Here is a 13,639-nt window from a genome sequence, read left to right as displayed (position 1 = left end):
GCCTGGGACCACCGGCACACATCGATCATGGAGAGCCGCGATGCCGTTTTCGCCGGAGCGCCTGCCCTCGGCCGATATCGACCCGCACGAGTCCTTGCACGGCCTCGTGGCCCGGCACGCGGCGGACCGCGGTGACGCGCCGGCGCTGCGCTGCGGCCCGGACGAGCTGCGGTACGCCGACCTGGACGCCCGGGCCAACCAGCTGGCCCACGCGCTGCGGGCCCGCGGCATCGGCGCCGAGGACGTGGTGGCGCTCGCGCTGCCCCGCTCGGCCGAGCTGATCGTCGCCATGCTCGCGGTCGGGAAGGCCGGCGGCGCGTTCCTGCCGGTCGACGTCCACCACCCGGCCGAGCGGATCGCGTTCATGTGCGCCGACAGCGCGCCCCGCCTCCTGCTGACCACCGAGGCGGCGCGGCACGGGCTGCCCGACACCCCGGGCACCGTCCAGGTGCCGCTGTCGGAGCTCCTGGCCGAGGCGGCGGCCGCGCCGGTGACCGCCCCGGACCCGGTGGACCGTCCGCTGTCGCTGGCCTACGTCATCTACACGTCCGGCTCGACCGGCCGGCCCAAGGGCGTCGCGGTCCCGCACCGCGGGCTGCCGCCGTTCGCGGCCGACCTGGTGGAGCGGATGGCGTCGGGCCCCGACGCGGTGGTGTCCCAGCTCGCCTCGCCCAGCTTCGACGCGATGATCATCGAGGTGCTGCTGGCCTTCGCGCCGGGCGGCACCCTGGTCGTCTCGCCCCCCGACCCGCTGGCCGGCGAGGACCTGGCCGCGTTCCTGGCGGAGCACCGGATCACCCACGCGTTCGTCCCGCCGTCGGTGCTGGCGACCGTGCCGCCGGCCGAGCTGCCGGAGCTGCGCTCCCTGATGGTCGGCGGCGAGGCGTGCGGCGCCCGGCTGGTGGAGGCCTGGGCCCCCGGCCGCCGGATGGTCAACGGCTACGGGCCCACCGAGACCACCATCGCCGTCACCCTCTCCGCCCCGCTCGAACCCGGGCCGGACGCCCCGCCGATCGGCTCCCGGTCCGGCGCCACCCGCCTGTACGTCCTGGACGACGCGCTGCGCCCGACGCCCCCCGGCGAGATCGGCGAGCTGTACAGCGGCGGCGAGGGCGTGACCCGCGGGTACGTGGACCGCGCCGGGCTCACCTCCGAGCGCTACGTCGCCGACCCCTTCGGGGAGCCCGGCACCCGGATGTACCGCACCGGCGACCTGGTGCGGCGGCTGCCCGACGGTCAGCTCGCCTACTGCGGCCGGGCCGACGACCAGGTCAAGATCCGCGGCCTGCGGATCGAGCCGGGCGAGATCGAGTCGGCCCTCGCCGGGCACCCGGCGGTGGAGCAGGCCCGGGTGCTGGTGCACGAGGACCGGCTCGGCGAGAAGCGCCTCGCCGCCTATCTGGTCGCGGCACCGGCGCCGGAGACCGAGGACGGCAACGCCGAGCGGCACGTCGACGAGTGGCAGCAGATCTACGAGACCTTCTACGACGAGTCCGACCGCTCCGCGTTCGGCGCCGACTTCTCGGGCTGGAACTCCACGTACACCGGCGAGGGGATCCCCGTCGAGGAGATGGCCCGCTGGCGGGAGGCGATCGTCACCCGCGTCCGCGGCTTCGCGCCGAAGCGCGTCCTGGAGGTCGGCGTCGGATCCGGCCTGATCCTCACGCCGCTGGTCGGCGGGGTCGACGAGTACTGGGGCACCGACTACTCGGCGTCCGCGATCGAGGGTCTGCGCGACCGGCTCGCCGGCGAGCCGGACACCGCCGGCAAGGTCACCCTGCGCCACCAGGCGGCCGACGTCACCGACGGCCTGCCCCGCGGCCACTTCGACACGATCGTCATCAACTCGGTCGTGCAGTACTTCCCCGACGAGCGGTACCTGCGGGACGTGCTCACCAAGCTGCTCGACCTGCTCGCTCCGGGCGGCCGCCTGCTCGTGGGCGACGTGCGCTGCCTGCCGCTCGTCGACAGCATGTGGACCGGCGTCCGGCTCGCGCAGCTCGACCACGACCCGGACCCCGCGGTGCTGCGCCGCGAGGTCGAGCAGGCCGTGCTCCTGGAGAAGGAGCTCCTGATCGACCCGGGCCTCTTCGGCACCGTCGGCGCGGGCGCGGTCGACGTGCGGCTCAAGCGCGGCGCCGACCACAACGAGCTGACCAAGCACCGCTACGACGTGGTGCTGCACAAGGACGGCACCGCCGCCCAGGACCTGTCGGCGGCCCCGGCGCTGGGCTGGGGGGCCGAGGTGCGGGGCCCCGAGGAGCTGGCCGCCCGGCTGGCCGACGGCACCGCGCTGCGGCTCACCGGGGTGCGCAACGCCCGGGTCGCCGGTGAGGTCGCCGCGGCACGGGCGGTCCGGGCGGGCGCGCCGGTGGAGACCACGCGCGCCGCGCTGGACGGGCCGGACGACCGGATCGACCCGGAGTACTGGCACTCCCTCGCCGCCGCGCACGGGCGATCCGCCGTGGTCACCTGGTCCGCGGACGGCCCGGACCTGCTCGACGTCCTCTTCCCGGCCGCCGGCGCGGGCGAGGCGCTGGACGGGGTGTACCTGCCCGGCGGTCCCGCGGGAACGACGGGCTCCGCCGGCCCCGCGGGCACTACGGGCACCACCGACGCCATCGGCACCGCGGGCACCGCAGGCTTCACCAACGACCCCATCGCCACCCGTCGTCGCGGGCTGCTCGTCGCGGCGCTGCGCGACTGGGCCAAGGAGCGGCTGCCCTCCTACCTGGTGCCCGCCGCCTTCGTGGTGCTCGACGCCCTGCCCCTGACGGCGAGCGGCAAGCTGGACCGGCAGGCGCTGCCCGAGCCCGACTTCCGCGGCGACGTGTCCGGCCGGGCCCCCCGTGACGCGCGGGAGAGGCTGCTCTGCGAGCTCGCCGCCGAACTCCTGGACCGGGCCTGGGTCAGCATCGACGACGACTTCTTCGAGCTCGGCGGCCACTCGCTGCTCGCCGCCCGCCTGCTCAACCGGATCCGGGGCGCCTTCGGCGTCCGGCTCGGGCTCGACGCGCTGTTCGCCACGCCCACCGTCGCCGGTCTCGCGGCCACCCTCGCCGAGACCGCCGGGCAGGAGGCGCCCGCCCTGGTCGCGGCCCCGCGGCCGGACCGCGTCCCGCTGTCCTGGGCGCAGCAGCGCCTGTGGTTCGTGAACCGGATGGATCCGCTCGGCTGGACCTACAACCTGCCCGTGGTGCTGCGCCTGACCGGCCCCGTCGACCGGGCCGCGCTGGCCGCCTCGGTCGAGGACCTGACGGCGCGGCACGAGTCGCTGCGCACCGTCTTCGAGGAGCAGGACGGACAGCCGTACCAGCGCATCCTGTCCCAGGTGCCGGCGGGAGACCTGGTCCGGGTGCTCGACGTGCCCGAGCCGGAGCTCGACGAGGCCGTGCGGACCGCGTGCCGGCAGCCCTTCGACATCACCGCCGAGGTGCCCGTCCGGGTGTGGCTGCTGCGCACCGCCCCGGACCGGCACGTGCTGGTCCTCGTGCTGCACCACATCGCCGGCGACGGCTGGTCGATGCAGCCGCTGGCCCGGGACCTGGCCACCGCGTACGCGGCCCGGGTCACCGGCGCCGCACCGGAGTGGCGGCCGCTGCCCGTCCAGTACGCCGACTACGCGCTGTGGCAGCGCGACCTGCTCAGCACGGCGTACCAGGAGCAGCTGACGGGATTCTGGCGGGACCGCCTGGCGGACCTCCCGGAGGAACTGGCCCTGCCCTACGACCGGCCCCGCCCGAGCGGCGCCGACCACGCCGGCGAGCTGCTCCCCCTGCGGATACCGGCCCCGCTGCACGCCGCCCTGCTCGGCCTGGCCCAGCAGAGCCGGACCACGCTCTTCATGGTGCTGCACGCCGCCCTGGCCGCGCTCTACACGCGGCTCGGCGCGGGCACCGACATCCCCGTCGGCACCGTGGTCGCGGGGCGCGGCGACGACCAGCTGGAAGAGCTGGTCGGCTTCTTCGTCAACAACCTGGTGCTGCGCACCGACACCTCGGGCGACCCGACCTTCCGCGAGCTCCTGGAGCGCACCAGGACCGAGGACGTGGCCGCGCTCAGCCACCAGGAGCTGCCCTTCGACCGGCTGGTCGAGGCGCTCAACCCGGCCCGCGCGCTGAGCCGCCACCCGCTGTTCCAGACCACGCTGGTGCTGCAGAACAACGCGGACGCCGACTTCGCCCTGGCCGGCCTGGACGTCGAGGTGGTCCGGTCGACGCCGTCCGCCGCCCAGCTCGACCTCTTCGTGAACCTCACCGAGGCGTACGGGCGGGACGGCGCCGCCGACGGCATCGTCGGCGAGATCGTCTACCGCACCGGGCTCTTCGACCGGGACACCGTGCAGGCCCTGGCCGACCGGTTCGTCCGCGTCCTGCGGGCCGTCACGGCCGACCCCGACGCCCGGCTCGGCGGGCTCGACGTGCTCGCCGAGGACGAGCGCGACACCATCCTGCGCTCCTGGAACGACACCGGGCGCGCGCTGCCCGAGGCCTCGCTGCCGGGGCTGTTCGCCGAGCACGTCGCGGCGGCCCCGGACGCGGTGGCGGTCGCCGGACCGGTCGTCCTCACGTACGCCGAGCTCGACCGGCGGGCCAACCACCTGGCCCACCGGCTGGTCGCGGCCGGGGCGCTCCCGGACCGGCCGGTGGCGCTGCTGCAGGAGCGTTCGGCCGAGCTGATCGTGTCGATGCTCGCGGTGCTCAAGGCCGGGTCCGCGTACCTGCCGCTGCCCTCGACGGTGCCCGCCGACCGGATGCGCGCGATGGCCGAACGGGCCGGCGCCGCCCTGCTCGTGACCGACCGGCCGCACGAGCTGACGGGCCTGACCGTGCTGGCGCCCGAGGAGGGCGAGGCGGCCGAGCCGCCCCGCGCCGACCCGCACCCGGACCAGGCCGCGTACGTGATGTTCACCAGCGGCTCGACCGGGGTGCCGAAGGCCGTGGTCCTGACGCACCGCAACGCGGCCGGGTTCGTCCGCGACCGGCTCTGGCGGGCCGGCGGCACGGTGCTGATGCACTCCGCCACGGGCTTCGACGCGTCGGTGCACGAGATCTGGACCCCGCTGCTGACCGGCGGCACGGTCGTCGTGGCGCCCGACGGCGTCCTCGACGACGCCGGTCTGGCCCGCGCGGTGGCCGAGTCCGGCGTGGACCGGGTCTGGCTCACCTCCGGCCTGTTCGCGGCACTCGCCGAGGACCCGGAGTGCTTCGCGGGCGTCCGGGAGATCCTGACCGGCGGCGACGTGGTGCCGCCCGCGGCGGTCGCGCGGCTGCTGGACCGGCACCCCGGCCTCACGGTCCGGGCCCTGTACGGCCCGACCGAGACCACCACCTGCTCCTCCCGGTTCTCGATGTCCGCAGGCCAGGACGTGCCCGGCCGGGTGCCGATCGGCGCCCCGATGGACAACACCCGGCTGTACGTGCTCGACGAGCGGCTCCAGCCGGTGCCGGCCGGGGTCCCCGGCGAGCTCTACATCGCCGGCTCGGGGGTGTCGCGCGGATACGCAGGCCGGCCCGACCTGACCGCCGAGCGGTTCACCGCCGACCCGTGGGGCCCGGCCGGCGGCCGGATGTACCGCACCGGCGACATCACCCGGTGGCGTGCCGACGGCACCCTCGACTTCGTCGGGCGGGCCGACGCCCAGGTGAAGATCCGCGGCTTCCGGGTCGAACCCGCCGAGGTCGAGTCCTCGCTGACCGCGCTCGCGGAGATCGGGCAGGCCTTCGTCACCGCCCACGAGGACCACGGGGGCGAACGCCGGCTCGTCGCCTATCTCGTCCCCGAGGACGCGGCCCCGGACCTCGCCGCCGTACGGGACCACGTCGCCGCCGCGCTGCCCGACTACATGGTGCCGAGCGCCTTCGTCGTCCTCGACCGGCTGCCGCTGACCGGCAACGGCAAGGTCGACCGGCGGGCCCTGCCGGAGCCCGCGTTCGAGACCGGCTCCGGGTACACGGCCCCGCGCACCCCGACCGAGGAGATCCTCGTCGAGCTCATGGGCGAGCTGCTCGGCAGGTCCCGGGTCGGCGCCCACGACAACTTCTTCGACCTCGGCGGCCACTCGCTCCTCGCCACCCGGCTGGTCAACCGGGTCCGCACGCACCTGGGCGCGGACCTGGGCGTCGCGGACCTGTTCGAGGCGCCGACGGCGGCGGCGCTCGCCGCGCGCATCGCCTCCGGCGACGCGTCGGGCCGGACCCGCGGCGCCCTGGTGCCGGCCGAACGGCCCAGCCCGCTGCCCCTGTCCTACGCCCAGGAGCGGCTGTGGTTCCTGTCCCGGTGGAACGGGCTCGGCTGGCCGCTGGTGCTGCGCCTGGACGGGGCCCTGGACACCGGGGCGCTGCGCGCCGCCGTGGGCGACCTGCTGGACCGGCACGAGACCCTGCGGACCCGCTTCCCGGAGGTCGACGGGGCGCCCGGCCAGGAGATCCTGAAGGAGGCCGACCCCGACGAGGTGCTGCGGGCGCTCCGGGTGGACCCGGCCGACCTGGACCGCGAGCTGGCGGCCGCGGCCGGCCACCGTTTCGACCTGACCACCGAACTGCCGCTGCGGCTGCACCTGTTCACCACCGGCCCGGACCGGCACACCCTGCTGCTGCTCCTGCACCACATCGCCGGCGACGGCTGGTCCCAGGCCCCGCTGACGCACGACCTCGCCCAGGCCTACGCCGCCCGGGTCCGCGGCGACGCGCCGGTCTGGCGCCCGCTGCCGGTCCAGTACGCCGACTACACCCTGTGGCAGCGGTCCCTGCTCGAAGGACCGGACGGCGAACGCCTCTCCGGGTACTGGTCCGAGCGGCTCGCCGCGCTCCCGCAGGAGCTGGCCCTCCCCTACGACCGGCCCCGGCCGGACTCCTCGGACCTGCGGGGCGCCCTGCTCCCGGTCACGCTGCCCGCACCGCTGCACGCCGGACTGCTGGCTCTGGCCCGGCGCACCCACACCACGCTGTTCATGGTGCTGCACGCCGCGCTCGCGACGCTCTACACCCGGCTCGGGGCGGGCACCGACATCCCGATCGGCACCGCGGTCGCCGGCCGCAGCGACGACAGCCTCGACCAGCTGGTCGGCTGCTTCGTGAACAGCCTGGTGCTGCGCACCGACACCGGCGGGGACCCGAGCTTCCGCGAACTGCTGACCCGGGTGCGGGAGCTGGACCTGGCGGCCTACGCCCACCAGGAGCTGCCGTTCGACCGGATCGTCACGGCGCTCAACCCGGCCCGCACGCTGAGCCGGCACCCGCTCTTCCAGACCATGCTGGTCCTGCAGAACAACGCCGAGGCCTCCTTCGCCCTGCCGGGCGTCGAGGTGTCGCCGGCGCCGACCGGGGGCGCGCTCGACGCGATCCGGGTCGGCCCGGTCGACTTCGACCTCAGCCTGAGCTTCGCCGAGCGGCACGGGGAGGGCCGGGCGCCCGAGGGCATCACCGGCGAGGTGCGCTACCGCACCGATCTGTTCGACCGGGAGACCGTGACCGCTCTGATGGACCGGCTGACACGGGTCCTGAGCGCGGCCGTCGCCGATCCGGACCTGCCGATCGGGCGGATCGACCTGCTCTCCGACGCCGAACGCCGGGCCGCGCTGTCGGACCGGGCGGACACCGGGCGGCCGGTCGTCGACGAGGACCTCGCCGTGCTCTTCGCCCGGCAGGCCGCCGCCACCCCGGACGCGGTCGCCGCGGTCGAGGGCGACCGGTCGATCAGCTACCGGGACCTGGACCGGCGCGCCAACCACCTGGCGCACGCCCTGGTCGCGGCGGGCTGCGCGCCCGACGACCCGGTGGCGGTGCGTCAGCCGCGCGGCATCGACTACCTCGTGACCGTCCTCGCGGTCGTCAAGGCCGGCGGCGGCTACCTGCCGCTGCCCGCGTCCGCGCCGCTCGCCCGGCAGCAGCGGATGGTCGACCACATGCGGGCGTCGCTGCTCGTCACCGACACGCCCACCGCGCTGACCGGGGTCACGGTCGTGGCGCCCTCCCCGGGCGCCGAGGAGCACGGACCCGCCGTCACCACCCACCCCGAGCTCACCGCGTACACGATGTTCACCAGCGGCTCGACGGGCACGCCCAAGGCGGTCGGCGTCTCGCACCGCAGCGTCGCCGAGTTCGTCACCGACCGCGCCTGGGCGGAACTGCGGCCGGCGGACGCGCTGATGCACTCGCCGACCTCGTTCGACCCGTCCACGTACGAGATCTGGCTGCCGCTGCTGACCGGCGGACGGGTGGTGATCGCTCCCGAGGGAGACCTGGACACCGAGGTGCTGGCCCGCACCATCGTCGAGGGCAAGGCCACCACCGCGGTCTTCACCTCCGCGCTGTTCAACCTGATGGCGGCGGAGGCCCGGCCGGCGCTGGCCGCGCTGGACCTCGTGTGGATGGCCGGCGACGTGGTGTCGCCCGCCTCGGTCGCGGATCTGGTGGCCGACGCTCCGGACACCGCGGTCGCCGCCGCCTGGGGCACCACGGAGACCACCGTCATCTCCTCCTGGTACCCGATCGCCACGGTGCCCGCGCGTACGGTGCCGATCGGCCGGGCGATGGACCACACCCGGCTGTACCTGCTCGACGAGCGGCTGCGGCCGGTGGCCCCCGGGGTGCCCGGAGAGGTGTACGTGACCGGGACCGGCCTGGCCCGCGGCTACGCGCACCAGCCGGACGTGACCGCGGCCCGCTTCGTCGCCGACCCGTACGGCCCGGCCGGCGGGCGGATGTACCGCACCGGCGACCTCGCCCGCTACCGGACCGACGGGGTGCTGGAGTTCGAGGGCCGGGTCGACGCGCAGCTGAAGGTCCGCGGGTTCCGGATCGAACCGGCCGAGGTCGAGGCGGCCCTGACCGGCCACCCGGACGTGGCCCACGCGACGGTGACCGGGGACGGCGAGCGGCTGGTCGGCTATCTCGTGCCGGCGGACGTGGACGTGGCCGCCGTCCGGGAGCACGCCGCCCGGACGCTGCCGGACTACATGGTGCCGAGCGTGTTCGTCACGCTGGACCGGCTGCCGCTGACCGGCAACGGCAAGGTCGACCGGAAGGCGCTGCCGGCCCCCGGCCCGGGCACGTCCGCCATGGAGTACGTGGCGCCGCGGGACGAGCGGGAGACCGCGCTGTGCGCGATGTTCGCCGAGGTCCTGAAGACCGAACGGGTCGGCGTGCACGACAACTTCTTCGACCTCGGCGGCCATTCGCTGCTCGCCACCCGCCTGCTCAACCGGGTGCGCACCCGCTTCGACGCGAGCCTCAGCGTGGCCGCCCTGTTCGAGTCCCCGACGGTGGCGGCGCTCGCCGAACGCCTCGGCCGGTCCGCCGGCCGCAGCCGGCCGAAGCTCCGCCGGCGCACCGAACCCTCCGGCGCCCAGCCGGACCCCCGATGACCGTAGATCCCGAGATGACCGTCGAATTGGAGTGGGAGAACGCGATGTCAAGCATCAGCCCCCGGGAGACCGCAGCCGATCTCGCCGCCGTCGCCACGCTGCTCGAAATGGCCGACCGGCTGGGCATCGTCCCGCTGCTGGAGCGCGGTGAGCCGGTGACCTCGGCCGAGCTGGCCGTGGCCGCGGACGTGCCGGAGGAGGGCATGGACGGCTTCCTGGCCACCCTGGTCGCCGCGGCGCTGGTGGTGCCGACCGGTGTCAAGGAGTTCCGGGTCGCGGAGGACTTCGCCGACCGGATCCACGACTCCGGCTACCTCACCTGGTCGCTGCGGGCCAACCAGCCGTACGTCCAGAACCCCGCCGCGTTCCTGCGCGACCCGGCCGCCGCCGGAGCGCAGTTCCGGCGCAACGGGCGCGAGGTGGCGGTCAGTTCCCGGTGGATCGGCAGCCAGGGCTTCTACCCGGCCGCGACCGAGGCGATCCTGGCCGCGCGGCCGAAGCACATCGTCGACCTCGGTGCCGGTGCCGCCGGCCTGCTGATCGACCTGCTCGGCCGGCTGCCGGAGAGCACCGGCGTGGCCCTGGACATGAGTGCCGGCGCGTGTCAGGAGGCGGCCCGCGCGGCTCGGGACGCGGGGGTCGGCGAGCGCCTGACGGTGGTGGAGCGGCCGATCCAGTCCATCGCCGACGACCCCGGCCCGGTGGCCGGCGCCGACGTCATCCACGCCGGGTTCGTCTTCCACGACATCGTGCTGGAGGGCGACGTCTTCGACCGGGTGCTGCGGCAGTGCCGGGAGGCGCTGCGCCCGGGCGGCATCATGGCGATCACCGACGCGGTGCCGTACGCGTCGGCGGAGCGCGAGCGCCGGTTCAGCGCGCTGTTCACCTACCTGCACGCCGGGTTCATGAACGTGACGCTGCCCCCGGAGGAGGACTGGCTGGCCCGCTTCCGGCAGGCCGGCTTCGAGCAGGCCGAGTGCGTGCCGCACCGCTTCCCCGGCGGCCGCCTCTTCATCGCGACCAAGTGAGCGGAGCGAACAGAGCGGACAGAGTGATCCGGGCGGCCTCCTGACGGCCGTGCCGCCCTCCCCCCGACGCCCTCGGGCCCGGCCTCGACGGCCGGGCCCGAGGGCGTCCGTGTGCGTCCCCGGCCTTCCCTAGGACTTCCCCCCGGACTCCTCGGCCGGCTCCTTGGGCGCCCAGAACATCAGCAGGAACTCGACCGGCACATCGGCCTTCTCCTCGTCGTCGGGCCGGTTGAACTCGTCCATCAGCGCGGTCAGCCGGGACCGGAACTCGACGGCGCGCTCCGGCGTCAGCCGCCGGTCGAGCGCCACGACCATCGGGCCGAGCGGATCCGGCTGCTCGGCGGCCTCCGGGTCCGGCTCCGGCTGGAAGCGGCCGCTGATGATGTCCCGTACGAGCCGGTCGCGGAAGTCGTTGAGCGTGGCCGCGAACGCGTCGGCCAGGTCGCCCGCGTTGCCCGGCGCGGCCAGCAGGTCGCGGCTCAGCCGCAGGGCGAACTGCGCCACCTGGTACTGGCTCTCCTGGATCCCGGAGACCATCCGGGTCTGCGCCACCTTGATCAGGCCCGCGGCCTCCAGCACCTTGATGTGCCGGTAGAGCCGGGTGGGCGGCTGGTCCAGCAGCCGGGCGATGTCCTTGACCCGGTGCGAGGCCCGTACGTCGCTCATCATCGTGCGCAGGATCGCCAGCCTCAGCGGGTCGGACAGGGCCTTCAGCGTCTCCACGTCGTCCACCTCGCGGACGACCGTCACCGCGTCGGCATCGTCGGCCATGGGCCCAACTCCGTTTCCTCGTAGCGAAATCATTCATGTCCATGCTACCGTTCACGCATGAGTGAACGCTTACATCTAAGTGATAGCGCGACTCTTCCCACGCCGACACCCCTGCGCCGAAACCGGCGCTTCCAAATTCTCTGGATCGGGGCCGCATCGGCCAACCTCGGCCTCGAAACCGTGGAAGTCGCCTACCCCCTCCTGATCATGTCCCTGACCGGCTCCCCCGCACTCGCCGGCCTGTTCGGCTTCGCCCAGATCGGTACCGCCCTCCTCGTCGGCCTGCCGGCCGGCGCGGTGGTCGACCGGTGGGACCGGCGCCGCATCCTGCTGATCTCCGAAGCGGTCCGCGCCCTCACTCTCGCGTTCATCGTGATCAGTCTCATGGCCGGCCGGGCGAACTTCGGACTTCTGATCCTCGCCGCGGTCGTGCTGGGCGCCGGTACGGCCTTCGGGGCACCCGCCCGGATGCTGCTGATCCGGGCCGTGGTGCCGGACCATCAACTCACCGCCGCACTCAGCCAGGACGAGGCGCGCAGCGGCGCGGCCGCCCTCGCCGGACCGCCCCTCGGCGGCGCGCTCTACCTGGTCTCCCGCACCTTCCCGTTCCTCGCGGCGATCGCCGGCTTCGTGATCTCGTTCGTCTGCGCCCTGCTCGTCCGCGTACCGAAGACCACGGAAGCGACCGCGCCCGACGAACCGGACGGTCCTGACGGGCCGGTCGGGCCGGAGCGCGCCGGGCCGAAGAGCGCGCTGAGCCCCCTGACCACGGCCTTCTCCGGCCTGGTCGAACTCCTCACCGACCGCCTGCTGCGCTCGGCCCTCCTCCTCATCAGCATCTTCTACTTCAGCATCACCGCCGCGATCCTCATGGTGATGGTGACCCTGCGCGAGCAGGACCACTCCGCCGGCACGATCGGTCTGGCGCTGTCCGGCACCGCCGTCGGCATGCTCGTCGGCTCGGCGCTGGTGCCCCGGCTCAACCGGCTGCTCAGCCCCGGCGGCCTGCTGCTCTCCGCGTCCACGCTCACCACCCTCGCGGTGGCCCTGCTGGCCCTTCCGTTCGGACCGGTCTGGGTCTTCGCGATGCTCACCCTGGCGGCGCTCGGGCTGCCGGCCCTGAAGATCCTCGTCGACATCATGATCTTCCGGCAGACGCCGGACCACCGCCGGGGCCGCGCCATCGCCGCGACCATCACCCTCATCGGCGCCGGATCCCCGCTCGGCTCGCTGGTCGGCGGCCTGGCCCTGCAGTTCCTCGGCGTCACCGGCGCCATCGTGCTGATCGCCGGAGCCCAGGCCCTGATCACCGCGGCCGGCCTCGCCAACCGGCACGTCCGGTCCGCCCGCTGGCCCGCATGAGTACCCGCCTCCTCACGAAAGCGACCTCAGCCATGCTCAAGCAGCCCATCTTCATCGTCGGCCACCCCCGTTCCGGCACCAGTCTGGTCCGCAGCCTCATCGAACGCAGCGAGCACGTCTGGAGCATCGGCCGCGAGGGCAAGCCGATCTGGGAGCGCGACGGACTGCACCCCAGCCGGCGCGGCTGGCACTCCAACGCCCTGGACGCCTCCGACGCGACCCCCGAGGTGGCGGCCCGGCTCGACGCCGACCTGCTCGCCGCCGCACGCAGGCCCGGCGCGGAGTGGTCCGTCGACGACAAGCTCGACTACCTCGACTTCATCAGCGCCCAGGGCCCGCAGCCGTACTACTACGACGTGCCGCTCAAGGCCCTCCGGCAGCGCTTCCCCGGCGAGCTCCCCGAGGGCCCGCCCACCACGCGGGACGGCGGCGAGCTCGACGAGATCACGCCGTTCTGCTTCCCGCCGCGCGGCCCGCGCCCCACCGAGGCCGAACTCGCCGACGGCATCCGGCTGGTGGAGAAGAGCATCCAGTCCTGCTTCCGGATCCCGTTCCTGCAGGCCCTCTACCCCGACGCCAAGTACGTCTTCGTCGTCCGCGACCCGCGCACCAGCATCGGCTCGCTCATGGACGCCTGGCTCAACCCGCGGATGTTCTTCTCCTACCCGGTGCCCGAGCCGCTGCGCATCAAGGGGTACTCGGACGTCTTCCCCTGGGGCAAGGAGTGGTGGAACCTCAGCCTGCCGCCCGGCTGGCGGGACTGGGTGGACCTGCCGCTGGCCGAGGTCTGCGCCCGCAACTGGCTGGCCCACAACCGGGCCGTCCTGGACGCCGCCCGGGCCCTCGCCCCCACCGGCAACTCCGTCCTGGTCCGCTACGAGGACGTGCAGGCCGACCCGGTGGCCACGATGGAGGCCGTGGCCGAGGCCGTGGACCTGCCCTTCGCCGACGCCTGGGGCCGCCGCGACCTCCCCGTCGTGATGACCCAGACCGTCCCCGACCCCGACAAGTGGCGCCGCCACGAGCAGGAGATCCGCCAGGTCCTGCCGCTCGTCGCCGACCTCGCCGAGGAAGCCGGCTATGACCGCGCCTGACCGCCCGAACGCCGGTC

5 protein-coding genes are annotated in these 13,639 nt (G+C 74.5%); 4 read left to right on the top strand and 1 reads right to left on the bottom strand.

The features are described from left to right. Positions 1-40 precede the first annotated feature (40 nt). Entirely contained in the window at positions 41-9,367 is a 9,327-nt protein-coding gene (locus tag ABD981_RS00785) for a non-ribosomal peptide synthetase (RefSeq protein ID WP_123954171.1), read from the top strand. Between the two features lie 44 nt (positions 9,368-9,411). Further along, complete coding sequence (locus tag ABD981_RS00780) at positions 9,412-10,395, top strand: methyltransferase (RefSeq protein WP_123954196.1); 984 nt, start codon at positions 9,412-9,414, stop codon at positions 10,393-10,395. A 129-nt stretch (positions 10,396-10,524) separates the two neighbouring features. On the opposite strand, the gene ABD981_RS00775 is transcribed toward ABD981_RS00780, so the two are convergent. Further along, a complete protein-coding gene (locus ABD981_RS00775) occupies positions 10,525-11,166 on the bottom strand; it encodes a winged helix-turn-helix domain-containing protein (protein WP_046905987.1) in 642 nt (213 codons plus the stop codon). Positions 11,167-11,223: 57 nt separating this feature from the next. On the opposite strand from ABD981_RS00775, the gene ABD981_RS00770 reads away from it, so the two are divergent. Then, a complete protein-coding gene (locus ABD981_RS00770) occupies positions 11,224-12,528 on the top strand; it encodes an MFS transporter (RefSeq protein ID WP_046905986.1) in 1,305 nt (434 codons plus the stop codon). Positions 12,529-12,560: 32 nt separating this feature from the next. Continuing rightward, on the top strand, positions 12,561-13,622 hold the full coding sequence (locus ABD981_RS00765) for a sulfotransferase family protein (protein ID WP_046905985.1): 1,062 nt from the start codon (positions 12,561-12,563) through the stop codon (positions 13,620-13,622). Positions 13,623-13,639: the final 17 nt, after the last annotated feature.

The organism is Streptomyces showdoensis (assembly GCF_039535475.1).
GTDB lineage: Bacteria > Actinomycetota > Actinomycetes > Streptomycetales > Streptomycetaceae > Streptomyces > Streptomyces showdoensis.
This window is presented reverse-complemented; position numbering and strand designations above follow the sequence as displayed.

Bases quoted from the DNA above. Each gene is read 5' to 3' on its own strand.
- ABD981_RS00780 (WP_123954196.1), top strand. From the start codon at position 9,412: ATGTCAAGCATCAGCCCCCGGGAGACCGCAGCCGATCTCGCCGCCGTC.
- ABD981_RS00775 (WP_046905987.1), bottom strand. From the start codon at position 11,166: ATGGCCGACGATGCCGACGCGGTGACGGTCGTCCGCGAGGTGGACGAC.
- ABD981_RS00785 (WP_123954171.1), top strand. From the start codon at position 41: ATGCCGTTTTCGCCGGAGCGCCTGCCCTCGGCCGATATCGACCCGCAC.
- ABD981_RS00770 (WP_046905986.1), top strand. From the start codon at position 11,224: ATGAGTGAACGCTTACATCTAAGTGATAGCGCGACTCTTCCCACGCCG.
- ABD981_RS00765 (WP_046905985.1), top strand. From the start codon at position 12,561: ATGCTCAAGCAGCCCATCTTCATCGTCGGCCACCCCCGTTCCGGCACC.